General features: G+C 54.7%; 32 protein-coding genes and 1 tRNA gene. 10 read left to right on the top strand and 23 right to left on the bottom strand.

What is annotated here, in order from left to right:
* Positions 1 to 7 precede the first annotated feature (7 nt).
* Together qcrC and ctaE are read right to left on the bottom strand one after the other, a co-directional pair.
* Positions 8 to 784, bottom strand: a complete 777-nt coding sequence (qcrC, locus tag HRU87_RS04055) for a cytochrome bc1 complex diheme cytochrome c subunit (RefSeq protein WP_484463053.1) — start codon at positions 782 to 784, stop codon at positions 8 to 10.
* 12 nt (positions 785 to 796) lie between these two features.
* Positions 797 to 1,423, bottom strand: coding sequence for an aa3-type cytochrome oxidase subunit III (gene ctaE, locus HRU87_RS04050; protein ID WP_173493656.1), 627 nt, complete (start codon positions 1,421 to 1,423; stop codon positions 797 to 799).
* A 104-nt stretch (positions 1,424 to 1,527) separates the two neighbouring features.
* Here ctaE and trpD point away from each other — a divergent pair, with 104 nt between their 5' ends.
* A complete protein-coding gene (gene trpD / locus HRU87_RS04045; protein ID WP_173493655.1) occupies positions 1,528 to 2,586 on the top strand; it encodes an anthranilate phosphoribosyltransferase in 1,059 nt (352 codons plus the stop codon).
* Positions 2,587 to 2,682: 96 nt separating this feature from the next.
* Here the strand turns inward: trpD and HRU87_RS04040 are convergent, their stop codons facing one another.
* Positions 2,683 to 3,144, bottom strand: coding sequence for an NUDIX domain-containing protein (locus HRU87_RS04040; RefSeq protein WP_173493654.1), 462 nt, complete (start codon positions 3,142 to 3,144; stop codon positions 2,683 to 2,685).
* Entirely contained in the window at positions 3,141 to 3,746 is a 606-nt protein-coding gene (locus HRU87_RS04035; RefSeq protein ID WP_173493653.1) for a YczE/YyaS/YitT family protein, read from the bottom strand. The genes HRU87_RS04040 and HRU87_RS04035 overlap by 4 nt, the downstream gene beginning before the upstream one ends.
* Before the next feature lie 21 nt (positions 3,747 to 3,767).
* Between HRU87_RS04035 and HRU87_RS04030 the strand changes: the two genes are divergently transcribed.
* Together HRU87_RS04030 and HRU87_RS04025 are read left to right on the top strand one after the other, a co-directional pair.
* Entirely contained in the window at positions 3,768 to 4,526 is a 759-nt protein-coding gene (locus HRU87_RS04030; protein WP_173493652.1) for a glycerophosphodiester phosphodiesterase family protein, read from the top strand.
* 60 nt (positions 4,527 to 4,586) lie between these two features.
* On the top strand, positions 4,587 to 4,946 hold the full coding sequence (locus HRU87_RS04025; protein WP_173493651.1) for an RNA polymerase-binding protein RbpA: 360 nt from the start codon (positions 4,587 to 4,589) through the stop codon (positions 4,944 to 4,946).
* Here HRU87_RS04025 and HRU87_RS04020 read toward each other — a convergent pair.
* Genes HRU87_RS04020 through HRU87_RS03970 form a run of 11 tightly spaced genes read right to left on the bottom strand, consistent with a single transcriptional unit; the run spans position 4,936 to position 15,404 of the window.
* Complete coding sequence (locus HRU87_RS04020; RefSeq protein WP_173493650.1) at positions 4,936 to 5,646, bottom strand: polyprenol monophosphomannose synthase; 711 nt, start codon at positions 5,644 to 5,646, stop codon at positions 4,936 to 4,938. The genes HRU87_RS04025 and HRU87_RS04020 overlap by 11 nt on opposite strands.
* Positions 5,643 to 7,142, bottom strand: coding sequence for an apolipoprotein N-acyltransferase (lnt, locus tag HRU87_RS04015; RefSeq protein ID WP_173493649.1), 1,500 nt, complete (start codon positions 7,140 to 7,142; stop codon positions 5,643 to 5,645). Before lnt ends, HRU87_RS04020 begins: the two co-directional genes overlap by 4 nt.
* 16 nt (positions 7,143 to 7,158) lie before the next feature.
* Positions 7,159 to 9,657: a DEAD/DEAH box helicase gene (locus HRU87_RS04010; protein WP_173493648.1), complete on the bottom strand. Its 2,499-nt coding sequence runs from the start codon at positions 9,655 to 9,657 to the stop codon at positions 7,159 to 7,161.
* Positions 9,596 to 10,384 carry a twin-arginine translocase subunit TatC gene (tatC, locus tag HRU87_RS04005; protein ID WP_173493647.1) on the bottom strand — a complete coding sequence of 263 codons (789 nt, stop codon included), beginning with the start codon at positions 10,382 to 10,384 and terminating at the stop codon, positions 9,596 to 9,598. The genes HRU87_RS04010 and tatC overlap by 62 nt, the downstream gene beginning before the upstream one ends.
* Complete coding sequence (tatA, locus tag HRU87_RS04000; RefSeq protein WP_173493646.1) at positions 10,384 to 10,569, bottom strand: twin-arginine translocase TatA/TatE family subunit; 186 nt, start codon at positions 10,567 to 10,569, stop codon at positions 10,384 to 10,386. Before tatA ends, tatC begins: the two co-directional genes overlap by 1 nt.
* Positions 10,570 to 10,572: 3 nt before the next feature.
* Positions 10,573 to 10,878 carry a hypothetical protein gene (locus tag HRU87_RS03995; protein ID WP_173493645.1) on the bottom strand — a complete coding sequence of 102 codons (306 nt, stop codon included), beginning with the start codon at positions 10,876 to 10,878 and terminating at the stop codon, positions 10,573 to 10,575.
* A gap of 2 nt (positions 10,879 to 10,880) precedes the next feature.
* Entirely contained in the window at positions 10,881 to 11,831 is a 951-nt protein-coding gene (locus tag HRU87_RS03990) for a helix-turn-helix transcriptional regulator (protein ID WP_173493644.1), read from the bottom strand.
* Positions 11,824 to 12,765 carry a helix-turn-helix transcriptional regulator gene (locus HRU87_RS03985; RefSeq protein WP_173493643.1) on the bottom strand — a complete coding sequence of 314 codons (942 nt, stop codon included), beginning with the start codon at positions 12,763 to 12,765 and terminating at the stop codon, positions 11,824 to 11,826. The genes HRU87_RS03990 and HRU87_RS03985 overlap by 8 nt, the downstream gene beginning before the upstream one ends.
* 21 nt (positions 12,766 to 12,786) lie before the next feature.
* Positions 12,787 to 13,761 carry an FKBP-type peptidyl-prolyl cis-trans isomerase gene (locus HRU87_RS03980; RefSeq protein WP_173493642.1) on the bottom strand — a complete coding sequence of 325 codons (975 nt, stop codon included), beginning with the start codon at positions 13,759 to 13,761 and terminating at the stop codon, positions 12,787 to 12,789.
* 27 nt (positions 13,762 to 13,788) lie between these two features.
* The gene (locus HRU87_RS03975; RefSeq protein WP_246247185.1) at positions 13,789 to 14,748 is read right to left on the bottom strand and encodes a tRNA (adenine-N1)-methyltransferase; all 960 of its coding nucleotides are present in this window, start codon (positions 14,746 to 14,748) and stop codon (positions 13,789 to 13,791) included.
* Positions 14,745 to 15,404, bottom strand: coding sequence for an HAD family hydrolase (locus HRU87_RS03970; protein WP_173493640.1), 660 nt, complete (start codon positions 15,402 to 15,404; stop codon positions 14,745 to 14,747). Before HRU87_RS03970 ends, HRU87_RS03975 begins: the two co-directional genes overlap by 4 nt.
* 60 nt (positions 15,405 to 15,464) lie before the next feature.
* Between HRU87_RS03970 and HRU87_RS03965 the strand changes: the two genes are divergently transcribed.
* Positions 15,465 to 16,313 carry a PAC2 family protein gene (locus HRU87_RS03965; RefSeq protein WP_173493639.1) on the top strand — a complete coding sequence of 283 codons (849 nt, stop codon included), beginning with the start codon at positions 15,465 to 15,467 and terminating at the stop codon, positions 16,311 to 16,313.
* On the opposite strand, the gene uppP is transcribed toward HRU87_RS03965, so the two are convergent.
* On the bottom strand, positions 16,310 to 17,137 hold the full coding sequence (uppP, locus tag HRU87_RS03960; RefSeq protein WP_173493638.1) for an undecaprenyl-diphosphatase UppP: 828 nt from the start codon (positions 17,135 to 17,137) through the stop codon (positions 16,310 to 16,312). The genes HRU87_RS03965 and uppP overlap by 4 nt on opposite strands.
* A complete protein-coding gene (locus HRU87_RS03955; protein WP_173493637.1) occupies positions 17,134 to 17,337 on the bottom strand; it encodes a hypothetical protein in 204 nt (67 codons plus the stop codon). The genes uppP and HRU87_RS03955 overlap by 4 nt, the downstream gene beginning before the upstream one ends.
* 119 nt (positions 17,338 to 17,456) lie before the next feature.
* Here HRU87_RS03955 and HRU87_RS03950 point away from each other — a divergent pair.
* The 3 genes from HRU87_RS03950 to HRU87_RS03940 all read left to right on the top strand — a co-directional run bounded on the left by HRU87_RS03950 (position 17,457) and on the right by HRU87_RS03940 (position 18,986).
* Positions 17,457 to 17,542: transfer RNA gene (locus HRU87_RS03950), tRNA-Leu, on the top strand.
* A gap of 32 nt (positions 17,543 to 17,574) precedes the next feature.
* The gene (locus HRU87_RS03945) at positions 17,575 to 18,393 is read left to right on the top strand and encodes an NAD-dependent protein deacetylase (RefSeq protein ID WP_173493636.1); all 819 of its coding nucleotides are present in this window, start codon (positions 17,575 to 17,577) and stop codon (positions 18,391 to 18,393) included.
* Complete coding sequence (locus tag HRU87_RS03940) at positions 18,390 to 18,986, top strand: histidine phosphatase family protein (protein ID WP_173493635.1); 597 nt, start codon at positions 18,390 to 18,392, stop codon at positions 18,984 to 18,986. The genes HRU87_RS03945 and HRU87_RS03940 overlap by 4 nt, the downstream gene beginning before the upstream one ends.
* Here the strand turns inward: HRU87_RS03940 and HRU87_RS03935 are convergent.
* The gene (locus HRU87_RS03935; RefSeq protein ID WP_173493634.1) at positions 18,954 to 20,027 is read right to left on the bottom strand and encodes a glycosyltransferase family 4 protein; all 1,074 of its coding nucleotides are present in this window, start codon (positions 20,025 to 20,027) and stop codon (positions 18,954 to 18,956) included. The genes HRU87_RS03940 and HRU87_RS03935 overlap by 33 nt on opposite strands.
* A complete protein-coding gene (locus HRU87_RS03930; RefSeq protein ID WP_173493633.1) occupies positions 20,024 to 20,896 on the bottom strand; it encodes an alpha/beta fold hydrolase in 873 nt (290 codons plus the stop codon). Before HRU87_RS03930 ends, HRU87_RS03935 begins: the two co-directional genes overlap by 4 nt.
* Positions 20,897 to 20,950: 54 nt before the next feature.
* Between HRU87_RS03930 and HRU87_RS03925 the strand changes: the two genes are divergently transcribed.
* Positions 20,951 to 21,658 carry an exonuclease domain-containing protein gene (locus HRU87_RS03925; protein ID WP_173493632.1) on the top strand — a complete coding sequence of 236 codons (708 nt, stop codon included), beginning with the start codon at positions 20,951 to 20,953 and terminating at the stop codon, positions 21,656 to 21,658.
* Here the strand turns inward: HRU87_RS03925 and HRU87_RS03920 are convergent.
* From HRU87_RS03920 to glgA, 3 genes are all read right to left on the bottom strand, one after another.
* Positions 21,655 to 21,903 (bottom strand): type B 50S ribosomal protein L31, encoded by a 249-nt coding sequence (locus HRU87_RS03920; RefSeq protein WP_173493631.1) that lies wholly within the window; start codon positions 21,901 to 21,903, stop codon positions 21,655 to 21,657. The two genes, HRU87_RS03925 and HRU87_RS03920, sit on opposite strands and share 4 nt — an antisense overlap.
* A 73-nt stretch (positions 21,904 to 21,976) precedes the next feature.
* Positions 21,977 to 22,759, bottom strand: coding sequence for an ABC transporter ATP-binding protein (locus tag HRU87_RS03915; protein WP_173493630.1), 783 nt, complete (start codon positions 22,757 to 22,759; stop codon positions 21,977 to 21,979).
* Between the two features lie 10 nt (positions 22,760 to 22,769).
* On the bottom strand, positions 22,770 to 23,954 hold the full coding sequence (glgA, locus tag HRU87_RS03910) for a glycogen synthase (RefSeq protein ID WP_173493629.1): 1,185 nt from the start codon (positions 23,952 to 23,954) through the stop codon (positions 22,770 to 22,772).
* A gap of 47 nt (positions 23,955 to 24,001) precedes the next feature.
* On the opposite strand from glgA, the gene glgC reads away from it, so the two are divergent.
* A complete protein-coding gene (gene glgC / locus HRU87_RS03905; protein ID WP_173493628.1) occupies positions 24,002 to 25,243 on the top strand; it encodes a glucose-1-phosphate adenylyltransferase in 1,242 nt (413 codons plus the stop codon).
* Complete coding sequence (gene serB / locus HRU87_RS03900; RefSeq protein WP_173493627.1) at positions 25,240 to 25,872, top strand: phosphoserine phosphatase SerB; 633 nt, start codon at positions 25,240 to 25,242, stop codon at positions 25,870 to 25,872. The genes glgC and serB overlap by 4 nt, the downstream gene beginning before the upstream one ends.
* Here the strand turns inward: serB and fabI are convergent.
* On the bottom strand, positions 25,869 to 26,636 hold the full coding sequence (gene fabI, locus HRU87_RS03895; RefSeq protein WP_173493626.1) for an enoyl-ACP reductase FabI: 768 nt from the start codon (positions 26,634 to 26,636) through the stop codon (positions 25,869 to 25,871). The genes serB and fabI overlap by 4 nt on opposite strands.
* Between the last annotated feature and the right edge of the window lie 18 nt (positions 26,637 to 26,654).

Below are 26,654 nucleotides of genomic sequence, written 5' to 3'. Positions count from 1 at the left end.
AGTTCTCCTAGTTAGCCTTGGCGCCGAGCCAAACAGTGATTGCGATGATGAAGCCCAACCCAAAGATCCAGACGAAAAGTCCCTCCGCAACGGGTCCAATGGAGCCGAGCTCAAATCCTCCAACGGAACCGTTCTCTTCGATGTACTTGAGGTAGGTGATGATGTCTTCCTTGTCCTCAGGAGTCAGGTTGGCATCGTTGAACACTGGCATGTTCTGAGGACCGGTAACCATGGCCTCGTAAACGTGCTTTGCGGTAACACCTTCAAGACTCGGTGCGAATTTTCCTTCGGTAAGGGCACCTCCGGCGCCAACCGCGTTGTGGCACATGGCGCAGTTGATTCGGAAGAGCTCTCCGCCGTGGGTGGTGTCACCATTACCGTCTAGATACTCGGCATCTGGAATAGCTGGCCCTGGTGCTAGCGACGCTACGTAAGCCGCCATTGCAGAAATCTGCTCTTCGGTGAACTGCACCGGCTTCTTGTAAAGCTGTGGGCCCGACGCCTGTCCGGGCATGCGGCCAGTTCCAACCTGGAAGTCGACGGAGGCAGCACCTACACCAATCAGGCTGGGGCCACCAATTGCACCTTCGCCATTCGAGCCATGGCAGGTAGCGCAGTTTGCGAGGAAGAGTTTGCGTCCCTCCTCAACCACGTCTGCAGAGGCCACCTCGGACTGGACGACGTTAGTGGCAGCTGCGTAGCCACCGCCGGTCATCACCAGGCCTAGGAACAGCACGAAGCCGAGGGCCCATGGCCTACGACGCATTGGTTTTTCCTGCTTCAATGATTTCTCCATTTATTTCAAGATGTAGACGACGACAAACAAACCGATCCAAACCACGTCAACGAAGTGCCAGTAGTAGGAGACCACGATGGCGCTGGTCGCCTCTTTGTGACCAAAATTTTTGGCAGCGTAGGCACGGCCGATGATTAGTAGAAACGCGATTAGACCGCCGGTCACATGCAGGGCGTGGAATCCAGTGGTGATGTAAAACGCTGAACCATAGGAGTTCGAGTTGAGGGCAACACCCTCGCTCACCAAGGTCGCATACTCCCAGACCTGTCCGGCGACGAAAATGGCACCCATGATGTAGGTAAGGAAGAACCACTCAACCATGCCCCACTTGGATGGCGACCAGCCAGTGCGGTAAGCCTGCAGACGCTCGGCCGCGAATACTCCAAACTGGGCGGTGAATGAGCTAGCCACCAAGATCAGGGTGTTGATCAGTGCAAATGGAACGTTCAAGATTTGAGTGTCGTGCGCCCACAGGTCAGGAGCTCCAGCGCGCAGGCTGAAGTACATCGCGAAAAGCCCAGCGAAGAACATAACCTCGCTGCCAAGCCAGACGATGGTGCCGACGCTGGTCGAGTTGGGCCTATTGATCACCGCAGCGCTAGCGGCAGGCAAAGTGGTTGCAGACATGCCTCAAGTTTATCCCAATTCTCGCGATCTCAAGGCTAGTTTCAACCCTGATTTTGCTTATTTTTTGGACTGAATCCCAGCTAGTGGCTGGCTATGCTTCTGGCATGACAAGTTCTAGTTGGCCCACGGTACTTTCTGACCTTTTGGCGGGGGAGGACCTCTCTAGATCCGCCGTTCAGTGGTCAATGCGCGAGATCATGGCCGGGGATGCCTCTGAGGCACAGATCGGAGCGTTCATGATGGCGCTGCGCTCGAAGGGGGAGACCGTCGAGGAGCTTGCCGGTTTGGTAGACGTCATGCTTGAAAATGCAGTTTTGCTTGACACTGGCAGTGATGCCGTGGACATCGTAGGAACCGGGGGAGACCTGGTCGGAACTGTCAACATAAGCTCGATGGCCTCTGTGGTCGTGGCCTCAGCAGGAATTCCAGTTTTGAAGCACGGCTCACGCTCCGCATCGGGGAAAACCGGATCATCTGAAATGCTCGAAGTTCTTGGTATCCGCCTGGACCTGGCACCGGCTCAGGTTGCCGAAGTTTTCCGTGAAGTGGGAATCACCTTCTTTTTTGCTCCGGTTTTTCACCCGGCGATGCGGCACGTTGCACCCATTCGCAAGCAGCTTGGGGTTCCTACCACATTCAATTTCCTGGGACCCCTGGCAAACCCGGCTCAACCAATTGCAACGGCGCTTGGGGTTTCAAACGCGGCAATCGCGCCGCTGATGGCCCAGGAACTGGCAAATCGCGGCAGAACCGCCCTGGTTTTCCGCTCAGAGGACGGTCTCGACGAAATGTCCATTACTTCCCCAACCAAGGTATGGCAGGTTTCGCAGGGTGAAGTCTCTGAGCACGTGCTAGGTGAATTCGTTGAGCCATTGGCCAAGTTGGACCAGCTTCTCGGCGGAGATGCAAAATTTAATGCCGAGGTAGCCGCGAGGCTTTTCGAGGGCGAGCAAGCGGGGGACTATCAAGCGATCAAGAATGTCGTGCTGCTCAACGCAGCTGCTGGAATTGCTGCCTACGAGCTGGCAAAAACACCCGCACTGATAAACGTTTCACTTACCGACCGCCTGGAGTCAGCCAGAGCCAAGGCCGCCCAAGCCTTGGAATCTGGCGCCAGTCACTCCAAGCTGGTCGAGTGGTCAAGGGCCACCCAAACTAAGTAACGCACCCAAAACTCAAAAGAAGGGAGCGGTAGATTTCAATTAGTTGACATAATGTTTATTATCGGCTTTATCAATGGCGTGCTGGAAGTGGCTGGCCTAGCCCCTGAGCCTCAGAGTTAGCAATTCAATTGCTCCTTCTGGCCCGATCCAGGGTTGCTCAGCCAAGATTTCCTCGAGCGACCACCAGCGATGCATCACGGTGTCGCGGTGCTCATCATCGGTCCAGAACTGACTCGAGGGCTCAAAACTCTGAGCTACTAAAAGCTCGAAGAAATGAGCCTCACCGGTGTCGTACTCCCTGGTGTCTGGAATCGGGTGCTGGATTACTGTTTCTAGGTCGACAAGATCTCCTGGGCTGATGCTGAGCCCCGTTTCCTCGTAAATTTCGCGCAGGATCCCATCAATGGGAGTCTCATTCTCCTCGAGGCCTCCGCCGGGAAAAACCCACTGTGGCTCCAAGCCGGAACCAGGTGGGAAATGTGAGAGAAAGAGCAATATCCGATTTTCGGGAGTCCTAATAAGTGCTCTGGTAGCTCTGCGGTGTCTAACGCGGCTCACATCTTCCCCTTGCCATCCACCAAGCCAAAAATCCTCAAACCCAACTGGTTGAGGTATCCGATTAGCAGTGCGAATACCAAAGTTCCCTCTCGAACCTGCCCTCCGAGCAAAAACCCAACTGTCACGACAACTATTTCGACCGCTGTGCGCGCCTTCCAAAATGGCTGCTTAAAACTTTTTGCCAACCCAGTATTAAGGCCGTCTCTGGGACCCTTGCCCATGTTGCTCGAGATGTAGAGACCGGTCGCAAACGCGATCGTCACCATGCCAAAGATGAACCAGACCAAGCGAATGAGATAGCCATCAAGCTCCGGCATCCAGCCCAAGGCCCAGTCAGCGTAAACACCGAGCAGGATGGCGTTCAGGACAGACCCGATGCCCGGTTTGACTTTGAGGGGTATCCAGAGCACCAGAACTATGGCACTTGCCACGATGGTTCCCTGGCCAATAGTGATCCCAAGTTGCTTAGAGATTCCCTGGGCAAAAACTTCCCAGGGAGCCAGTCCAATTTCCGGATGAACTGTGAACGCGATTCCAATTCCAAAAATGAACAGCCCGAGATTGAGCGTTGCAAACCGGATTAGAAAATTAGACTTGGCCACAGCACAACATTAGGGGTTGAGTTGACGACCGAGGTTCTGAGTTACTTTCAAACGGAACGACCTCATCTTTTAGCCCACCGAGGACTTTCTCAGCACAGCCCGATAATCGATGAAAACTCCCTCGAGGCTTTTGCTCAGGCGCTGCAGCACGGGGCAACCCACATTGAGTCTGACGTGCACGCCACCTCCGACGGTGTGGCGCTGCTGTTTCATGACGATGATCTCAGTCGCGTTGCAGGTTTGCCCATGAAAATCGCCGAACTTAGCTACCAAGAGGTGAGTCAAGTCCGCCTCACTAACGGCTCAGCGATCCCCACCCTGGAGGAAGCTCTTGTCCGGTTTCCGGATGTCAAATTAAATCTCGACGTGAAATCAAAGGGGGCTGTCTCCCCCACTGCCGAGGTAATAAACCGGCTAAATGCCCACGATCGAGTTCTTGTTTCGAGTTTTTCCTCCCGGAGAAGGCTCAGCACTCTGCGTCTGCTGGAGCAGCCGGTTGCAACTTCAGCCTCGATGAAAGAGGTGATCCAGCTGCTTGTTTCCCATTGGTTTTTTGGCCTCGGATTCCGAAGGGTAGCTCGAGGCCTGAACGCACTCCAAATCCCTCCGACCCAGGGTCCCCTGAAATTGGCCACCGCAGGTTTTGTGCGGCGGCTTCGAAACGCCGGCCTAGAGGTCCACTTCTGGACAGTAAATTCTCAAGATCAAGCTGACCAGCTCGTCGCCCTAGGTGCATCAGGCATCGTCTCTGATCGAGTGGACCAGATCAAACTCTGGTAAATAGCTGGGAATCGCTGCGGCCAGGGAATCACTCGAGCCAGAGTCCTGTTGCCCTGAGACATGGCAGAAACTATGCGAGGTATGCGACTGGGAGCTCAGTCGCTTGAAAATGAATCTGGTGTTGAATTCGCCAAGCGTCAGACCGCGCATTTCCGCTGCGCCGCGAACCATCAGTTCAACGTCGTTTTCTCCTTGGAGGCCGAGCTTCCCCAGACTTGGGAGTGCAATCAGTGCGCTGCCATAGGCATCCGCGAAGAGGCTGGAGTGCCGGTCGAGGTCACTGGCATTTCTGCAGACGAGAAGCGCAGTCACTACGACATGGTGCTGGAGCGTCGCTCTCGCGAAGAGCTGGAAGAGTTGCTGGAAGAAATGTTGGCGCAGATGCGTGAGCGTCGCGCCAAGGGAAGACTCAGCGCCTAGTTATCCGCTGAATACCCCATTTTGTGGCAAGCAGGAATGCCTCCACAACGATTCGGAGCGTCATCTTGCTGCTTCCGTTTTGACGTTCCACAAAAAGAATCGGCACCTCACAGATTTTGGCCCCGGCGGCAGCCGACTTTATTGTCATCTCAACTTGAAATCCGTACCCCTGAGCCTGAATCTCTCTCAGGTCCATCCGTCTGATCAGGTTTGCTGAATAGACGCGGAAGCCCGCCGTAAGGTCTGCAACTCCTAGGTCAAGCATTGCCCCGGCATACCAGTTGCCAAATTGCGATATCCCCTGCCGATACCAGGGCCAGTTGGACACCGCTCCCCCAATGATCCATCTGGACCCAATTACCAAGTCAAAATTCTTAGCGGCAGAAAGCATCGCTGGGAGATCCTGAGGGCGGTGTGAGCCATCGGCGTCCATCTGCACTAGGTAATCAAAGCCCGAGGCAAGACCAAACTCATATCCCGCCAGGTATGCCTTGCCTAAACCCTCCTTACCAGAGCGATGTAAAACGTGAATTCGCTTGTCGCCACCGGCTAGCTGAGCTGCAAGTTCCCCGGTTCCGTCAGGTGAATTGTCATCAATCACAACAACCTCAAGGCCTGGGTTGTGCTCGAGCAGGTTCACCACTGAGGCCTCAAGAGTCTCAATTTCGTTGTAGGTGGGCATCATCACGAGCGTTTTCAACGAGACCGCCTAAACAACCCGACCCCGATAGCAATAACAGCAGCCAATGCGTTGAGGGCATCGAACCAGATTCCAAACGAAGTTGCCGGCGTCCAACCGTCAAAAAGTGGAACTTCTTGCACCATGGCACGAGGCTCAAACCACGGAACCTGATCCAAAGTAGTGCCGTCCGGCAGGTAAATCGCGCTCAGGCCAACCGTTGAAATGTTCACCACCGCACGTCCGGTTTCGATAGCTCGCAATTTGGCAATTGCTGCCTGCTGATAGGTTTCATCGCTGTAGCCAAAATCGGCGTTATTGGTCTGAGACAGGATCACTTGAGCCCCCTCAATCGCCAACCCTCTAGGAATGTCATCCTCTGCGATTTCGAAGCAAATCAGAGTTCCGGCTGAGAATGAGTCAATATCGTAGATGCCATCTCTTGTACCAAACAAGTAGCCCCTGGCGACCAGGTCAATCAAATCTGGAGCAAACTGCCTCCAAAACTCGCGGTCTGGCACATACTCCGCGAATGGCACCGGTCGTTTTTTGTCGTAGTAATCGGTTGGTCCAACCCCAGGTTCCCAGAGCAGGGTTGAGTTGAAAATCTCCTCACCTCGGGAGGTGATGGTGCCGAATACCAGTGGAGCCGAGTAATACTCGGTCAGTTTTTCTATTTCGGCCCTGGCAGCAGCAGAGGTTAGCGGCGAGAGATCAGATGCATTTTCCGGCCAAACGATCAGGTCAAGGTTGGAATCCTGAGGCACATTCTGGTAGGTGGCATCAAGGTGATTTTGCAAAATCGTTCCGCGCGAGAGGTTTGAAAACAGCCCTGCATTCGCATTTCCCTGAACGGCTGCAACGGTAATTTGCCCAGCTGGCTCAAGCCCCCAGGTGAGCGGGGTAAGCGCCGGGACGACAATCAAAAACCCAGCTATTGCTGATGTCGCGAGCCGGCTTGCCCGCGGCAAACCTTTGCTCAGCACCAGCACTGCAATCAGTGACCCGAGAAGGGCGATAACGAAGCTGATGGCTGAAATGCCGCCCCACCACGCATAGTTGGCGAACCAGCCATTGGCCTGTGACATCCCAAGTCTCGACCAGGGAAAGCCGCCGTAGGGGAAATTTGAGCCAATCCATTCGCGCAGCGTCCAGATAGAGGCTGCCGCCAGAGAAAAACTTATCCAGCCGCGACGCTTGGGCTTCATTTTTTTGAACAGCCAGGCTGTGAGCCCTACCCCTAAAGAAAAATAAATCGACATCAGGGTGCTCAGGGCAATCAGGGGAATTGGCCCCAGGTAGAGCGATAACCACTCAATGTGAGAAATGTAAAAAGCCTGACCGGCGATAAATCCAAGCGAAGTTGCACCAGTAAAACCAAGTCCCAGCGTTGCCAGCAGGATCAGGGCTGGGACTAGTGGTGCAAGGATCCAGATCTGCTCGGTGGGGAATATCCAAAGACCCACCAGGCCCCCGGCGATTGCCAGCGGCAATCTCCAAACCAGTTGCTTGATCATCCCTCCAGCCTAAAACTCAAATGTAGAAGCTGTAGGCAACGATGCCGCGCTTGACCTGATCGGTGGCAGCCTGAGCAAGGACCTTTAGTTCTGGGTCTCCGGCTTTTGCAACCTGATCCAGGAAATCAATCAACTGTTTTGCCCAGCGGATAAAGTCTCCCGGTAGTAGTCCTGAAAGCTTCAACACGTCATCTAGGCGACCACCCGAAGCCCAGCGATAAAAAGCCCAGCAGGCCCCAAGCTCCAGCGCCGTTTCCTTGGGAAGCCGATACTTGGTCTGCAGCTCTAAAAGCTCCTGCTGAATTTCTTCAGTTTGCTCCAGTGCAACAATAAAGGCACCCTTGGGGAGCTTGGGCTCGTAATCTCCCTCATCTCGCCGACCCTCGTAAACCAACGCCATTCCCATGGCAGCCATCGAGGCAGCATCCAAGTTTTTCCAAACTCCGCGGTTGATGCACTGGGCAATTAGCAAATCGCGCTCGCCATAGATCTTTGCCAGCAAATCTCCGCTGGAGGTGACCTCGAGATCATCATCAACTTCCCGCATGTAATCAAGATCGGTCAGCAACTGGCAAATGCGCTGGAAGGTCTTGGCAACTTGGTTGGTGCGGGACTCAATCTGGGTTACCGCTGCATCAATCTCCTTGCGGAGCTTTTGGTATCGCTCGCCCCAGCGGGCGTGGGACTCACGATCAGCGCAGCCGTGCGAGGGGTGTGCCCGCATCCGCTTTTTCAGCTCTGCAATTTCACTGTCCAAGCGTCGAATCGACTTTGACTGCCGCATGTCTTTGCCGGCGCGACCGCGCTCTTGTGTCCCAGCTCGTTCTAAGTCACTGAGCTCCCTGCGCATCGCCGAGTACTCCACGAAATCCCCTAGGTGGCACTGCATTGACTCTTCGTAGCCCTCAAGCGACTCCTGCTTCTCAGAGATGGTCCTCGCCAAGCCAACCACTGACCGGTCGGCCTGAAACTGGGCAAAGGACTTCTCCAGCACCGCGCTAGCCCTGGAGGCGCCGAAGGCAGCTGTGAGATTGATAGCCATGTTGTAGGTGGGCTTGAAAGATGAGTTCAGCGGGTAAAGTCTTTTGGACGCCAGACCGGCAACCAAGTTTGGGTCTAGCTGAGCCCCCCAGAGAATTACGCTGTGACCCTCAGTGTCAATGCCGCGGCGCCCGGCTCTTCCAGTGAGCTGGGTGTACTCCCCCGGCGTTATGGACACTCTCGACTCGCCATTGAATTTGTCCAGGCGCTCCAATACAACGGTTCTAGCCGGCATGTTGATTCCCAGCGCAAGCGTCTCAGTCGCAAAGACTGCCTTAACAAGCTTTTTCAAAAACAGCTCTTCAACTACTTCTTTGAAGGCTGGCAACATGCCTGCGTGATGCGCGGCATAGCCTCGCTCCAGCGAGGCCAGCCAGTCAAAATAGCCGAGGGTATCGAGATCCTCATCTGCGATAGAGCCGCAGCGCTCATCGACGATAGCCCGAATCTGAAGCTGCTCCTCGCGCGAGGTAAGCCTTAGCCCTGCTCTTCGACAGGCCTCAACCGCTTTTTCGCAGCCGGCTCTTGAAAAGATGAAGAAAATAACCGGCAGCAGCTCACCTTCTGCGAGCATTTCAACCACTTCAGGCTTGTCTAGTTTGGGGAAATTGAGTTGGTTTCGATTTCTTGGATCAGACTTGAAACTCCCCCCGCCCCATTTCCCAGAACTTTTTATGGGCCCTCTAGACCGGGCGTGGTGTTTGCGAGCAAGCTCCGGGTTGACATGGAGCTGTTTGGAACTCGGGTCAAAAAGCTCCAGGAGTTCATCCCCCAGCAATACGTGCTGGTGAAGCGGGACTGGTCGGTGTTCGGAAACAATAATTTCGGTGTTGCCTCTTACCTCAGCCAACCAGGCACCAAATTCCTCAGCATTTGAGACGGTCGCAGAGAGCGAGACCACCTTCACGTCCTTGGGAAGGTGCAGAATTACCTCTTCCCAAACCGCGCCCCTGAAGCGGTCCGCAAGGTAGTGAACCTCGTCCATGACGACATAACCGAGATCCCGCAGTGAGGTGGAGGTCGCATAAATCATGTTTCGAAGCACCTCGGTGGTCATAACCACTATTTGGGCTTCGGAGTTGTTATTGGTGTCACCGGTCAGCAGACCCACGCGCTCTTTGCCATAGCGTTTGGTGAGCTCCTGAAATTTTTGGTTGCTCAGTGCCTTGATCGGTGTGGTGTAGAAGACTTTTTGCCCGCTGGAGACTGCCAGGTGAATTGCAAACTCGCCGACTATGGTCTTTCCAGCACCGGTCGGGGCTGCCACCAAAACACCGGATCCCCGCTCAAGAGCTCGGCAAGACTCCTCTTGAAACGGGTCGAGCGGAAATTTGAGACCCTCCGTGAACTTGGAAAGTTCGCTGTCCTTCCGGGACGCCTTTGCTTTCCGATAACGCTCGGATGGGCTCAGTTCACTCAATGCTTGGTTCTTCGGCAAGGAGTTTCGCCTCGCGCCTGGCTCTTCGCTTGTCATTCAGCACGGAGACACCAACCGCCACAAAGTACAGAAAACTCAGCGGTGCCATTAGCAAGAACATTGACATCGGATCTGCGGTTGGGGTGGCGAGGGCGGAAACGAAGGCAATTATGAAAACTGCCAACCGCCAACCCTTGAGGATCGCGGCTCCGGTAAGCAAATTTGCAAAGTTCAGAAGCACCAGCAGCACGGGCATCACAAAGGCCAGTCCGAAAACCAGCAGAATTCGGATGGCGAACAGGACGTATTCACTCGCGCTTATAACGTTCGAGCTACCCTCGGGAGTGAAGCCGATTAGAACGACAACGAAGCTCGGTAGCGAAGACCAGGCGAGATAAGCCCCCGACAAAAACAACGGCACCGAAGTGAAAATGAATCCCAGCGAAAAACGCTTTTCTTTGGTCTTGAGGCCGGGTGCGACAAATGCCCAAACGTTGTAAAGCCAAAATGGTGCGGTGATGATGACGCCCAGGAAAATCGAAACCTGAATTCTCAGGTCAAAAGCAGAAACCACTGTTCCAAAGTTGACGATTGCCTCGATACCGCGAGCCTTGGTTACCTCCAGAAGCGGTTGCTGCAGGAAGGCAAAAACTGGGTCGAACAGGAACCATCCGGCCACTGTCCCCAGAACAATGAAGCCTGCCGACCAGGAAAGTCTGATGCGGAGCTCCCGAAGGTGAGAGCCAAGGGACATGCGGCGCTGTTTGTCTTTGCGCCGCACCATTAGTCTTGCTGCTTCTCGCCCTCGACTGGCTCCTTGACCTTAGGCTGCGCCTCAGTGGAGATTTCCTTCTTGAAGATCCTCATGGACTGAGCCATGCTCTTCGCCAAACCTGGGAGCTTAGGGGCACCCCAGAGCAACAAAATGATCGCCAGAATAATGATCCATTCCCAGCCCTGAAGTCTCATGGTTTACCTCTTGTCTAAATCTAGGTCTTGCACGTGTTGGATTAGTTTACGCCGTCTATCTTCTGCCCTGTGACGCTTGGCCCTGCGGTATTGCTCACGCTTTGCTAACAGTTCACCGAGCTCGTCGGCGCGATTGAAGTGAGCAGTCACGAAGGGCAGCTCTTCGACCTGTTTCAAAGATTCAGTCTTGGACCTCAGCACTTGAATTTCACCGAGCAGCTGCTTGGAACTCAGCACCAGCCGGTAGCAAATCAAGACAAGTGCGTAAAGTGCCCCAAGGATCAGAAGCAGAGAGATCCAGCCGCTCACGCTCACTCCTCCCCTACTCCTGCTTCACCAAGGGATTGCAGCGCAAATTCTCTCACCAGATCCCTGGCGGCCTGGGGTGATAAAACCCGCACTGCCCCGCCGTACCGGACGACGTGTCGGGCAAGGGCCGGCAGTGAACCCACCAAAATCTCACCCTCCAGACCAGCATCCGTGCGTTTTACCTCACCCACCACTGGGAAGTTCCAGAATATTTCCGCCGCAGATTCGCTGGCCGACAAACTAACCGCAACTCCACCACCGTTTCCGTAGACCTCGTCGGGGACCTCTAGAGCCTTGCTCTGCTCGGAAACGCTCTCGCTCGATAAGGCGAGCTCCGTCATCCGCTCGATTCGGAAGGAGCGAAGTTCGTTGGTAGTGAGGCAAAAGGCCCGTAAGTAGTGCTTGGAGCCGATTAGGTCAATTCGTAAAGGTTCGACTACGCGCCTCGAGCGCTTGCCGGTTTGATTTACATAGGAAAACTCTGCGCGAACCTGGTTCACCACAGCTTCGCGCAGCTGATGGACTTGTTCGGCCTGGACCCTAGGACCCGCTTGCACCGGGACGGTGTCACCAGAACCGATGAGTTTTCTCAGTTCGAGCAGGTCTTCGTTCTCACTGAATTCTGGAAGCGAGCTCAAGTACTCCAACCCCATCGTGATAGCCGCGAGTTGCTCGTGGCTCATGACCGGAGGTGACTCCAGAGAGCCCTGACCTAAACCGAATGAAACCAACCCCTTCTCGAGGGAATCTTCGTCAACATAAAAGTGCGTTTGGTAGCGATCCAGGTCCTCACTGTTGGCGATAGCCCTGACGGCCTTCACGACAACCTTTTCACTCACCAAGAAGTGATCGGCCAAATCAGAAACGGTCAGATCAGAGGTTTTCAAGACCAGTCCAACTATGGCCAAGGCCAATTGGTAAAGCTCCTCACCGTCTAGTTCCTGCTTAGGCATGTGCTCTAACCACCGCCTTCAGTCCATTTTTGATTCTGCGCTGCAAGCTCTCTGGAGAAATTACCCTGAGCTGAGAGCCAAACTCCATGAGGTCCTCAGCAAACAGAGCCTCATCCATAAAGGTTGTGGTTACCAGTCCTTCGTCATTTGGTTTGAAAATGACGGCTGCCTCCGTGTCTGGAACCACCTCGATAACTGCCAGGTTTCCGCTGACGAAATCCTTCAGGTCTTGTTCGGCTTGACCTAGGGCGACTTGGTCAACCTTTTCGGCAGCAACCGGAAGTGTCGTAACGCTGGAGGAAATGCGACGAAGCAAGAAATTCTTGATTTGCGAATTGTGCAGCCCGAGCAGCACCCACTGCCCCTCTAGCTGCCTTAGTTTTAGAGGTGAAACCTTACGGGTGGAGAGTTCACCGTCTGGTTTTTGGTACTCAAAAACCACCTGGACCGAGTTCGAAATGGCGGCGGCTAGCGGGGCAAAGCTGGCATGGCGGGCCAAGAGCCTCGGGCTAAAGGGCCTCAGGTCGCTCTCGGCCGGCATCAATCCCAAGGACTTGAGTCGAGTGAGACCCTGTTGGGCAGGAGCCTCAAGAAGCTGACTGTTCCAGGCTTTAGCCGCCAGCTCCAAAAGCTGAAGCTTTTTCGAAGATAGCTCCAGCCCCTTTGGCCACTCAAAACTTGATTTGGCTATCCGATAGCGGGATTGGTCGGTCTCGTCAAAACTGTCGTTCTCGAGAACCTCCAACCGAACTCCGGCCTCGCGAAGGACCTGCTTATCTCTTTCAAACATTCGATCGCGAGCCTCGTCGCTGGTGGCGGCTTGATACCCGGCCACAGCTCGGTAGATGTCTTGCTTGCTAAGGCCAATGCGGGGGCTTGCTACCAGGCAGCAGGTCAGTGTGAAGAGGCGCTCAGCAGGTGATTGCTTTGCCATGACCCTCCCCCGATCAAACCGCTACTCCTTGCCCAGAACGTCAATCACAAAGATCAGAGTAGATCCAGCTGGAATTGAACCCTGTGCAGCATCTCCATAGCCGAGCTCAGATGGAATCACTGCTACCACCTGGGAGCCAACCTTCACACCCTCCAAGGCCTGAACAAAGCCCTCGATGAGGTTGTCAGAGGACACGGTGAATGAAGCGGGTGCCTTCGAAGTCCAGGAGGAATCAAACTGCTCGCCCTGCCAGGTCCAGCCGCTGTAGTGAACGACAACTGTGTCTCCGATGGCAATAGCCTCCCCAGCGCCTTCTGTAAGAACTGAGCGCTTGAATTCGGCTGGAGCATCACTGGCGGGAATTTGAATTCCTGGCTGGCCATCTGGAGCCAAAATCACGGTCGGAAGACCGGCTTCAGGGGCTTTTGCCTCCCCCACCGCCTTGGGAAGGTAGGCGTTTACCACGTCAAAGATGAAGATGATGCCATCTTCTGGACCAATGCCCAGCGATTCCACTCCGGCATTCTGGTGCGCGTTCTCGGCATCCAAAAGAACTGCCACCCTTGAACCAACCTGGACTCCACTTAGAGCTGAGCAGAAGTCTGGTAGGCCACCCTCGACGATGTCCTGAATTATGTAGTCTTCGGTTCCGAATTCACTACCTTGAAACTGCTCACCAGTTGCAGCGTTGTAGCCGGTGAAGTGCAGCGCAACCCGCTGGTTGCCAACCACTGCTCCACCATTTCCCTCAAAGACAACCGCGGTTTCAACCCCGGTGCCAGATAGCGGAGTTGGGAATTCCACGGTTGGTGAGACGCCAAAATCGCCACTGACTTTGATTTGCTTGACGGCATCGCCGGTAGTAAAGGCCTCGCAGTTGGCCGTTAGGCCTGCGCTCATGGCTGCATAACTAGCTGGATCGACTGGCTCTTCGGCGGTCGATGCGCAACCTGTTAGCAACAGGGCGACGGCAGAAAGCGAGATGAGTTTGCGCAAGTGGGAGTCCTTCGATTACTTCGGCTTCTAATTCTCTCGCTCGGCGGCCTCTTTGGTGACCTTCCGAACGGTTTTTCTCAGTTTTTTCTCACTGATTGGTCGCTGCCCGATGGCTTGCGGCAACCAAGTTTCAAAATCCTCATCCGAGTAATCGGTTTTTGACGCTCGTTTGTTTTTGAACTGCGGGAGAACTGTGTCCGGAGCGAGCCTTCTGGCCGTCAGTAGGAAGCCAGTGTGTGCGATCATGCGGTGATCCGGCCGAACCGCCAGGCCTTCGACGTGCCAGCCCCTGACCATTGATTCCCAGGCTACTGCCGGGGTAAAGCCACCGTGATTCTTGATTTCCTCAACTGTGCGCGAAAGCTGGGTGACGGTGGCGACATAGCAAATTAGCAGACCGCCCGGCTTCAGAGCCTGTGAGACCGCGTCAACGCACTCCCACGGGGCTAACATGTCCAGCACTGCTCGATCGGCCGTTGCTGAGCGAACCACCTGTGGCAATACCTCCTGAAGATCTCCGATGGTAACCGTCCAATTTTCAGGGCGCTTTCCGAGCTGATTGGTGACGTTCGCCTGAGCGATTTGAGCAAATTCCTCTCTTCGCTCAAAAGACAGCAGCCTGCCGCTATCCCCCACCGCGCGCAGCAGGTAACTTGAGAGCGCACCAGAGCCAACTCCAGCTTCAATCACAGTTGCACCCGGGAATATGTCGCCTTCCACCAGAATCTGGCCGGCATCTTTCGGATAGACAATTGCCGCGCCGCGCGGCATGGAAAGCACATAGTCGGTCAGTAGAGGCTTAAGCGCCAGGTACTCGACGCCATTTTGGTTTGCAACTACCGAGCCATCGGGTTTCCCGATGATTACATCGTGCAGCAGGTCTCCCTTGTGAGTGCCAAAGCGGCCACCTGCCTCAAGCTGGATGGTGTTCAACCTTCCGCCAGGTCCGGTTAGCTGGACCTTGTCGCCAATTTGAAAAATACTCACGCCAATGACTCCAACCACTTGAGGTCTAATCCGACCAGGCTAGGCAAAATTACCCTGCGTCCAGTTTCTGGAAGTTCCATCAGATTCGGAACTCCTACTGGAATGCATCCCGCTGCCTCAGCGGACCTGAGGCCTGTAACGGAATCTTCAATTGCCACGCAATCGCTAGCCTCAAGGCCCAGCAGCTGTGCCGCCTTGAGATATGGTTCCGGATGCGGTTTTCCAAGGTTAACGTCATCCCCGGCTACCACCACATCAAATGCTTCAAATGGGATTTGATCAACCACAGCTAGGGCCATGCGTCGCATCGACATGGTCACCAAGGCGGTCTTTACGCCAGCCTGACGAAGCATCATCAGCGCCTCAAGCGCTCCAGGTCGCCACGGCAATGCCCCCTGAAGTTTTGAGATGACCTCGTTTGTCAGGCGGTCAATGACCTCCTGGACCGAGAGGTCCTGGATGTTCAATCTCTCCTTCAGTATTGCCGAGGAGTCGTACAGAGACTTTCCAATTAGTTCATGCCCGTGCTCTTGGGTCCAAGATTTTCCGTAGTCGCTGGCTAGGTTTGATTCACTGAGCAGCCAGTAGGGCTCGGAATTGATCAGAGTGCCATCCATATCCCACAGCACGGCCTTTGGAAACTTGATTTGCGACATTGGCCTAAAGTCTAGTTGTCGAGGGTGAAATAGAGTTTGTGATTATCACTTAGGAGAAATTTGCTGCACGGTCGAGTTTTACTGATTGCTTTTGAGGGCTGGAATGATGCCACCGAGGGTGCATCCGGTGCTCTCAAAGCGATTGCCGATCAAATTTCAGCGGTGACCCTGGACGCAGTAGATCCCGAGGATTACTACGATTTTCAGTTTTCTCGACCCATGATCGAGTTTGATGTCGACGGCAACCGCGTGCTGTCCTGGCCCGGTGCCGAATTTATGCAGGCCGAACCTGAGGCCATTGAGAAAAACCCTACCCTTGAGCGGCTCTACCTGCTCATGGGTTCCGAGCCTTCTAGGCGCTGGCTGAGTTTTGCCGCCGAGATACTCGAGATGGTGCAAGATCGAGAAATTGACGCGGTCGTGATGCTCGGTTGCATGCTGGCTGATGTCCCCCACACCAGGCCCATGCCGATTTTCAAGTCCAGTCAGAACTCCCAGCTACAAGAGCTATTTGCCATTGAACCCTCTCGATACGAGGGTCCGGTCGGCATTCTGACTGTGCTGGCACAGACCTTTGAGGCAGAGGGTATTCCGGTCCTTTCACTCTGGGGTTCTGTTCCCCACTACGTCCACAACACCACCAATCCAAAGGCCGCCCTGGGCTTCCTATCGGAGCTGCAAACCCTGATTGGAGCGTCTTTTGACACCTCCAAGCTCGCGGAGCAGGCTTTTGAGTGGGAGCGCTCCATCGATGATGCCGCCGAAGGTGATGAGGAGATGGCTAGCTACGTGGTTCAGCTTGAAAAGCAACGCGACGAACTGGATAGCGAACAGGCTTCGGGCGATGCGCTGGCAAGGGAATTTGAGAAGTACCTCAAAGAACGCAAGGACGGCGCTGGAGAGGGTTAGAGCACCCCGGCCCAGAGTCCCAGAAGGATTAGCGAACCCACGACTACGCGCCAGATGACAAATGGTAGGTAGGAGCCCTTTACCAGGTACCTAAGAAGCCAAGCAATGACGGCGTAACCGACCACAAAGCTCACTGCTGTGGCAGCTGCCGTTGCCAAAAGGAGATCAGCGGGCAGGTCAGCGTAGGACTTGGCGAATTGGTAGCCTCCAGCTGCAAGGACGGCAGGAATTGCCAGCAAGAAGCTGTAGCGGGCTGCTGCCTCACGAGTGAATCCCATCATCAACCCAACCGTGATGCTTCCGCCCGATCTTGAGACACCGGGAATTAGCGCTAATGCTTGGCCCAACCCAAAAACCAAACCGGATCTAAGGTCCAGTTGCTCAATGGTTCTGGTCTTTTTTGCAAATCTGTCCGCAACACCCAGCAACAGCCCAAAGCCAATCAGCATGGTTCCGATAATCCAAAGCTGCCGCAATTGGTTTTCAATCAGGTCTTGAAAGGCCAGTCCCAGCGCCACAATCGGTAGGGTTCCGATGATGATCAGCCAACCGAGGCGGGCCTCGGGGGGCTGTTTCGAAAAAGGCTGCAGCCCGCTTTTGAAGAAAGCCCTCAAAACTTCAAGAATCGTCTTGAAAAAGTAAGTGACCACGGCGAGTTCGGTTCCAATTTGAATGGTCGCAATGAAGGCGGTCAATTGCGGCTTGGTTAGGGAACTCAGACCCAAAAGCTCCTGCGCAATTTGAACGTGGGCCGACGAGGAGATTGGTAGAAACTCAGTTAGCCCCTGGATAAGTCCTAGGAGCAAAGCCTCAAAGGGGCTCATTCATCCTCGGCAACAATTGGCAGGTATTCGGAGTAGCTGGATTCCAGCAGGTCCTCATACTTTTCAAAAGTGGACGCCACCTGATCGTAAGCCTCTTGAATTTCCTGGTCGGAACCCGGGCGCTTGGTAGCGCACGCATCCAGGTGACGCTCTAAAGCGGCGATGAATTGCCTCAGTGCTACGGCTGCGTCTTCTTGCATGGGCTTTACGCTACCGCCGAAATAACCGATTACCAAGCACCTGAGGCTGGTTTGCCCAAACAGTTCGTGCTAGATTATGGGTTCGATGCGGAAGCCCCCAGGGTCTTCTTCATTCTCAGGTCCGGGTGGCGGAATGGCAGACGCGCTAGCTTGAGGTGCTAGTCTCCGTTAGGAGGTAGGGGTTCAAGTCCCCTTTCGGACACCAAATCATTTGCCCCGGGCGAGTAAACTCGCCCGGTGACCACTTCCCTCTCCCCCGCAGTTGAATTTGGGATCGAGCACGCCAGGGCAGTTCTTGCCGGCAAAAGGCTCTGCGTTCTTACCGGGGCTGGAATATCAACCGACAGCGGCATTCCTGACTATCGCGGAGCCGGCAGAGTTGCGCGCCACCCTCTCACCTTCGATGAATTTATGGGATCCGAGCAAAATCGAGTTAGGTATTGGGCTCGCTCCTTTGTTGGGTGGAGTCGAGTTGCCCTAGCTAATCCAAACCAAGGGCATTTCGCCCTTGCCAAAAGCGCCCAGGTGGAAAACCTAATCACTCAGAATGTGGACGGGCTGCACCAGCGGGCTGGCTCTAAATCCGTTTTGGAGCTTCACGGTCGACTAGACCGAGTGATTTGCACCGGGTGCGGCGAAATACTCTCCCGCTCCGAATTTGATGCTCGAATCGCAAACCTGAACCCAAATGTTACTCGCGAGCAGAACGTTGAGTTCACGCCCGACGGCGATGCTGAGGTTGAAGTGGGGCAGAACTTTCGAGTCCCAAATTGCGCCGGCTGTGGCTCGCACTTCAAGCCGGATGTAGTTTTTTTCGGTGAGCAAGTCCCCACCGCAAGGGTCGAAACAGCTGGCCGCTGGGTCAGTGAGGCTGAGGGGCTGCTGATTGCCGGGACATCACTGACTGTGAACTCCGGGCTTCGGTTGGTGAAGGCCGCCAAGAAACTGAATCTACCCATCGTGATTGTCAATCTCGGTGAAACACGAGCAGACCTGTTGGCAGATGTCAAAATCAACGCCTCAACCTCAGAAGTATTGGAACTTATCCTCAGATGACAAACACCGTTTTAGGGCTGCTGCGCCATGGTCAAACCGATTGGAACATCGACCTACGCCTGCAGGGCACCACCGACATCCCCATGAACGAGGCCGGTATTGCCCAGATTTCTTTAGCGGCTCGCAGCCTTCCGGGCGCTTGGGACGTTATTTTGAGCTCACCGCTCGGCAGGGCCAAGCACTCCGCTCAAATAGTTGCGGAGGTTTTGGGGCATGGCGAAGTTATCGAGGAGCCGCTGCTCTTGGAGCGCTCCTTCGGGGTCGGCGAGGGAATGACCTACGAGCAGTGGCAGCACCATTACGCCCAGTTGGAAGACATCCCCGGAGCTGATTCGAAGTTGGTAATGAAGGAACGCTCGCTACGGCTGCTTGAAGAAATCCAAATCCGATACGCGGGTAGTCGTGTCCTGGCCGTTTCTCACGGGGCACTTATTCGTTTTGTCCTAAACGAAGTTTCCCAGGGCAAGATTCCCCCCGCGGGCGAGCGACTGCAAAATGCCTCACTCCACATTTTCCGGCACTCTGGAGCATGGAGCGTAGACGGCTGGGCTCCAGAGTCTCTAGGCTCCGAGCTGCCGGGCGATTACAAGTAACTGCTCGGCTGATTTTTTCCAAGAGAAGTTTCTGGCCTGCTCAATAGCCAGGGCGGACCGCTTCATCCAGACCTGCTGATCCTGGAGTTTTCTAACTTGACTTGCAAACTCCTGTGCTGAATCTTGACTAAAACGCAGTGCAGCTGCCCCACCGATTTCTTCAAAGATTTCAATGTCGGATATCACGGCCGGGATCCCGCGCTCAAGCGCCTCAACCACAGGAATTCCAAAACCCTCATCCCTGGATGCACTCACCAAGGCAAGCGAGCGTTCAAGCTCAAAGTTGTATTCCTCGTCGCTCACGCCATTTCGGAATTCGACTTTGGCACCGACCTGATCCGCCAAGTTTTGCAATTCATTGCGTCTTTGGTCGGAAATTCTAGAGAGGCAAACCAGAGTTAGATCGGGCAGGAGACCCATTCCGCGAATCAGCGTCTCAACGTTTTTGTAACCTATGAAACTTCCCATGTAGCTAAGCTGCTGGCTTTCGTGATTCGAAGACGCCCGGGATTCAATCGCTCCGGAGGCGGAGTTGTAAATGACCGAAATCGGCCGCTCGGTGAGCCGTTTCTGAAGCATTTGCCGCTTTGTGGTCTCTGAGACCGTCACCACGTGATCAGCACCGTTGAGCACCAGCCGCTGGGGCCAAAAGGTTAGGTGGTAGAGCCGCCAAAGGACTCGAATTGCCCAAGTGAATTCTTTCGGTGGAGTGCGGTGGCGGTAGTAAATCAGATCGTGCAGGGTGAGAATCAACTTGAATTTTTTGCCAAGCGACCCGGTGGTTTGCATCGGGCTGAAAACAACCTTCACCCCTGCTCGATTCAATTTCAGTGCGGTTAGCACCTCCAGCGCACTTGTGGGATTTGGAAGCTGAATCATCTTCACTCCGGCAGGCATCTTGGCCGCAACTTCCGGGGAGCTAATCAGCACTGTCAGCTCACACATCGTTGCCAGTTCAGCGATCAGATTGAGACTGAAACGAGAAATGCCATCCGGGTGCTCAGGTTTTATGAAACGAGCGTCAAAACACAGCTTTGTCACAGCTTGCTCGCGAATTCATCAACCGCCACCGCAACCTCAATCGGGGTCTCGTAGTGCGTGAGGTGACCAACCTTTGGGATAACCACCAATTTTGATCCGGCAATTAATTGATGCGCCAACACTTGGTTTCTCAGTGGCGCAATTGAATCCCCTTCACCCGCAATAAGTAAAACCGGCATTTGCAACCACTGCGCGTAATCCAAGACATTTCCCGATGAGGCGGCCATAAACCCCTCGTGAGCGACCCGGTCAGAGCGGTAATTCGAGAAGTGGTGGTGATGCTGCTGATGAATCAGGCTCCGCAAGCGAAGATTCGAAGTTGTTGCCATCGCGATTGACATCACCCGCACAACCAACCAGCTCCGCAGTAGCGCAGAGCCAACAGGACCAAGGCCCAGTGCGGCCCGGTAAAAGAAGCGGGCCACTCGATTGGGTAAATCCTTCTGTTCGCTGGAGCGGGCGGTGATTGGATTTTGCAGAATTACTGCTGCAGGACTCATGCCCTGGGCAATCGCCGAGCCAACCACCAACGAACCAAAGCTATGCCCAAGGACCATGGTCTCAGGATCCAGTTCTGAATAGAGGTCTGCTAACCAACGACCATAGTTCTTTAGGTCATGCGAACCTAAAAGCTCCTCGGATTTGCCATAACCAGGTAGGTCCGGAATTAGAACCTCGTATTCCTCAAGAGCAGCAGCGATCGCACTTAGCCCGAGGTGATTTCCCCGAAAGCCGTGAATGAGCAGGATTTTGCCCTTGGGGTTGGATGTGCTGTAACGCCACAGCGCCGTGCCGGCCAGGTTCTCTCTTTTGCCCCTGGCCTTGGCCAGACCGAAAAGGTGTCTGGTTGAAGTTTTTGACAGGGGCATGTCTCCAGTCTAGGAGTTTGGGTCACCGGGGGTATCCTGAGCGAAAGGAGTGCCTTGCTAGATTTTGATTTTGAACCCAGCCGGCCAAGCTGGAGTAAACAGTTGGCGGTTTTTGACCTCGAGACCACCGGTCTTGATCTAAGACAGTCTCGTATCGTCACTGCCTGTGTTGCAGTGCTCGACTCCAATGGCCTCACCACGGCGCTAGATGAATGGCTTTTGAATCCAGGCGTAGACATCCCGGCCGCCGCAAGTGCGGTTCACGGTGTTACCAATGAAATTGCGGCCGCCCAAGGCGTTGCACCGGGGCCGGCAATCAGCGAAATCGTTGAAAAACTAAGAGAACTAAATAAATCAATGCCGCTGGTTGCCTTCAACGCCCCCTTTGACTTCACCATTTTGAAGTCTGAGGCAATTCGTCACGGAATCACTCCGCTTGACCCAGCCCCAGTTATTGACCCGCTGGTCCTAGATAGGGCCATGATGAAGTATCGAAGTGGAAAGCGCACTCTTGCGGCGCTCTGTCAGGACTACGGCGTGGAGCTAAAGGACGCTCACAATTCAACGGCCGATGCGGTGGCAGCGGGCTTGCTGGCGCAGCGGCAGGCCACTAAGTTCCCGGATTTAGACATGGAAATCTCAGCACTTCACAGCGCCCAGGTGATTTGGTCAGACGAGCAGAGCCTGGATTTTGCCCAGTGGCTTAAAAAGCAAAACCGCCCGGATTACCAGGCGGAATTGGGTTGGCCAATCAAGGATTAGCTGAAGTTCTTGTAACGCTCGTTGAAGCGCTCTACGCGACCTGCGGCATCCATGATGCGCTGCTTTCCGGTGTAGAAAGGGTGGCTCGCTGAGCTAATTTCCACGTCGTAAACCGGGTAGGTCTTGCCGTCTTCCCACTCGATGGTCTTGCTGCTGGTGACGGTGGCGCGGGTTAGAAAAGAAACTCCCGATGCCAGGTCGCGGAAAACGATTGGCTCGTAGGTTGGGTGAATCTCAGCCTTCATGATGTCCTTCTTGGTGAATTCTGCTTGCTAAAGAGCAACAGCGGGAAAGCTTAGCAGTTGTTGCTGTGGAAGTCTAGGCAGCGGTCGCCGAAAAGCGACCGTCTTGGTAGCTAACCCGAAGGGGGAAGCGGAAAGTCTCAGAGATTGCCTCGCTGGTGAGGGTCGCTCCAATTTCACCGCGAGCCAAAATCTTGCCATCCTGCAGCAAAAGCGCGTGGGTGAACCCCGCTGGAATCTCTTCCAGGTGATGGGTGACCATCACCATGGCGGGGGCAGCTCCAGAGGTGGCATACCCGGAGAGAAGGCGCAGAGTTAGCTCGCGAGCAGCTAGGTCAAGGCTGGCAACCGGCTCATCCAGCAGCATCATTTCGGGATCAGTCATGACCGAGCGAGCAATTTGCACTCGCTTGCGCTCACCATCCGAAAGCGTGCCAAACGCCCGCTGGGCAAAATCCTCTAGCTCCCACTCGCGCAGCACCCGCATCGCGCGACGCTCATCAATGCTGTCGTACTCCTCGTTCCAGCGGCCGGTAACGCCGTAAGAGGCGGTCATAACCGCATTGAGCACGCTCTCGCTGTTTGGAATCTGATTCGCTAGCGCGGAAGAGGCAAAACCGATTCGGGTTCTGAGCTCGAAAACGTTGACCTCACCCAGGCGCTGGTTCAAAATCGTCGCTTGACCGCTGCTGGGGTGGATTTGGGCCGCACACACGCGGAGCATGGTGGTTTTGCCGGCGCCATTTGAACCGAGAACCACCCAGCGCTCACTGGAAGATGCGGCGAAGGTCACCGAGTCAAGAATTGGTTTTCCCGAGCGAACAATGCTCACATTTTGCAGGTCGATAACAGTTGACATCGCCAACAGCCTAGCTTTTCAGCGCTCGGTTATAGACCTCGATGGTGCGAGTCGCAATGGATTCCCAGCTGAAATCCGCCACAGCGCGTTTCCTGCCGCTCTCACCAAATTTATTCAGCTGATTGGACTCGAGCGCACGGTTTAGTGTCTCGGACCAGTCGGCAATAAATTTAGCTTCGTCAACCGGTGTCCCTGAGCCATCTTGAAGCTGCTCTATCGGAACTAGCCAGCCAGTTTCGCCCTCAACGACCACCTCAGGAATTCCCCCCGTTGCGGTAGCAACCACCGCAGCGCCGCAGGCCATCGCCTCAAGATTCACAATGCCGAGCGGTTCATAGATCGAAGGACAGACGAAGACATCCGCAGCACTTAGCAGGGCGGCCAGCTTTGCCTGCGGCAAGTGCTCGGGGATCCAAACCACCCCGGAGCGGGTTTTTGAGAGCTCAGAGACTAAGTGTTCGACCTCAGCCTTGATTTCCGGAGTGTCTGGTGCACCGGCACACAAAACCAGTTGAACATCTGCCGGTAGACTGCTGGCAGCTCGCAGGAAGTATGGCAAACCCTTTTGACGGGTGATTCGGCCCACAAACACCACTGAGCGCTGGTCTGGATCGACGCCGAGAGCCCGGACTGAATCCGGGTCCTGCAGCGGCTGCCATTTTTGGGAATCAATTCCGTTGTAGACCACCTCAACTTTGTCTGGGTCGAGATCTGGGTATGCCTTCAAAATGTCGTTTCGCATGCCGTTGGATACGGCAACAATTCGCGTTGCCTGTTCATAGGCGGAGCGCTCGATAAAAGACGAGACCGCATACCCTCCCCCAAGCTGTTCTGCTTTCCACGGGCGCAGCGGCTCCAGCGAGTGTGCGGTTATGACGTGGGGAATTCCATGCAGCATTGAACTGAGTTGGCCCGCAAAATTTGCGTACCAGGTGTGGCTGTGGACCAAATCCGCACCTTGAATCGCATCAATCATCGATAGATCAACGGCAAGAGTTTGCAGGGCTGAGTTAGAACTTTGAAAACCAGTGGGAACCGGGTAGCCAAAAGTGTCATGCTCACTCACTGGATCACCAAAGGCGTGGACTTTTGCTTCGATTTGCCCTCGGAGAACCCTTACGAGCTCGGTGATATGCACACCCGCTCCCCCGTAAATGTTTGGCGGGTACTCTTTGGTAACGAAATCCACACGCATACCGAAATGCTAGTGTCCTGCGCCTTGCAAACAACTAACATTTGGCTATGGGACGCACTCGAGTTTTTGGAATGGTTCTCGCTGGGGGCGAGGGTAAGCGCTTGATGCCTTTGACAGCTGATCGCGCAAAACCTGCAGTGCCCTTTGCGGGAAGTTACCGCCTGGTTGATTTTGCTCTGTCTAACCTGATCAACTCAGGATTGCGGCGAATTGTGGTGCTAACCCAGTACAAGTCGCATTCGCTGGACAGGCACGTCTCTCAAACCTGGAGAATGTCGCCTCTGTTGGGTGGGTACGTTGCTTCGGTTCCTGCTCAGCAGCGACTGGGAAAGCGCTGGTACACCGGCAGTGCCGATGCAATTTTGCAGTCCATGAACGCTTTGAGCGATGAGCGACCAGATTACGTTGTCGTAGTGGGTGCCGATCACGTATACCGGATGGATTTTGACCAGATGCTCCAATCTCACATCGACTCTGGCATGGAAGCTACGGTTGCTGCAATTAGGCAGCCAATCTCGCTGGCAACACAGTTCGGTGTTATCGAGGTGGATGACGGTAACCCCACCCAGATCAGCGCCTTCCGAGAAAAGCCCAGTGACCCCCATCCCGTTCCTGGTGACCCAACCCAAGCCCTGGTCTCAATGGGAAACTACATTTTCAACGCTCAGAGCCTGATTGAGGCGATTGAGTTAGATGGTGAGAATGCAGATTCATCTCATGACATGGGTGGAGACATAATCCCCTATTTCGTGGCCAAAGGGTCTGCCGGTGCATACGACTTCACCTTCAACGAGATTCCGGGTGCTACTGCCAGGGATAAGTCCTACTGGCGCGATGTTGGAACAATAGATTCTTATTACGACGCGCACATGGACCTCATCTCCACCATGCCGATCTTCAACCTCTACAACTCGGACTGGCCGGTCTACAACCAGCAAATCAACCTGCCGCCGGCAAAGTTCATTCACGACTCAGAGGGCAACCAGGGCAGGACTCAGGATTCGATTGTGAGCCTTGGTGTTGTGGTCTCCGGCGGAGTTGTGGACCGCTCGGTGCTCTCCCCCAACGTAAGGGTCTCCTCCAGGTCTCTAATCACCGACTCCGTCCTTTTGGATGATGTTCAGATTGGGCGTGACTGCACTATCCGCAGGGCAATCCTGGATAAGAATGTTGTGGTTTCCGATGGGGCAAGTATTGGAGTGAATAAGGAGCGCGACCTAGAGCGCGGTTTCACCGTCACCGACTCGGGAATTACCGTTGTCGCCAAGGGGCTCTTGGTTAAGCCTTGACAAAGTTTTTAGTGGTCTTCGACGTTGATTCGACCCTGATCAATGAGGAAGCAATTGAACTCCTGGCCGAGCGCGCTGGAACCAGAGATCAGGTCGCTGAGGTAACCGAGCGAGCGATGCGCGGGGAGCTAGATTTCGCGCAGAGTCTGATAGAGCGCGTGGCGACCCTGCAGGGGCTTTCGGAATCCGTTTTGGCAGAGGTTGCTCAAGAGCTCACGCCAACCCTCGGCGCTCGCGAGCTCATCGAAGCAATTCATGAACTTGGAGGAAAAGCCGCTGCTGTTTCCGGCGGGTTTATTCAGCTGCTCGGGCCAGTCAAGAAAGCCCTGAATTTCGATTTCGAACGCGCCAATACCCTTGAGGTTTCGGAGGGAAGGCTAACCGGAAGAGTTCTTGGAAAGATTATTGATCGAGCCGCCAAGGCCGAGGCCTTGCTCGAGTGGTCCAAGCAGCTAGGTGTCCCCATCGAAAAAACTATGGCCGTCGGCGACGGAGCCAATGACCTGGGAATGATGGAGGTTGCTGCTCTATCGGTCGCATTCTGCGCAAAGCCGATTGTCCAGGAGAAAGCAAAGATCGCGCTCAATGAGCGCGATCTTTCAAAGCTTATTCCGCTGTTGCCGCTCTAGGCTCCGGTGGAGTGGAGACCGCCGTCTACGTGGATCATTTCACCGGTGGTGGCCGGGAACCAATCGCTCAAAAGCGCTACCAGACCCTTGGCCGCCGCCTCGGTGTCGGTGAGGTCCCAACCCAGTGGGGCCCGACCAGTCCAAAGCTCCTCCATAGTTGCAAATCCTGGAATTCCTTTGGCCGCGGTGGTGCGAAGCGGACCTGCCGAAATCAGGTTCACGCGAACCCCACGATCGCCCAGGTAGCGGGCCAAGTATCGGGAGGTGGATTCAAAAGCCGCCTTAGCGACTCCCATCCAGTCGTAAACCGGCCATGAAACGGTTGCATCAAAAGTCAGCCCAACGACCGAGCTCGGGTTGTTCAAAACTGGCAGGCAGGCAGTCGTGATGGACTTCAGGGAGTATGCGGAAACCTCGACGGCAGTCGAAACATCCGACCAGGGGGTCTCCAGGAAGTTTCCCCCCAAAGCGGTCTGCGGGGCGAAAGCAATGGCGTGGACGATACCGTCTAGAGAGCCCAGGTGCTGCTTGATTGCACCAGGCAGCGCGTCAAGGTGCTCCTGGTTGGTGGCATCAAGCTCAATAACCTGAACTGGCTTTGGAAGGCGCTCGGAAATCTTCTGGGTGATTGGCAGCATCCGCCCGAAGGAGCTCAGCAGGACCTCAGCGCCCTCCTGCTGCGCAAGCCTCGCTGCTGAAAATGCAATCGAGGCCTCGGTGAGAACGCCGGTAACCAAAATCTTCTTGCCCTCTAAAATTCCCATTGTTCTCTCCTAGTTCGA

The organism is Aquiluna borgnonia, from assembly GCF_013283855.1.
GTDB lineage: Bacteria > Actinomycetota > Actinomycetes > Actinomycetales > Microbacteriaceae > Aquiluna > Aquiluna borgnonia.
The sequence above is the reverse complement of the archived record's forward strand: the minus strand, read 5'-3'. Positions and strand labels throughout refer to the sequence as shown.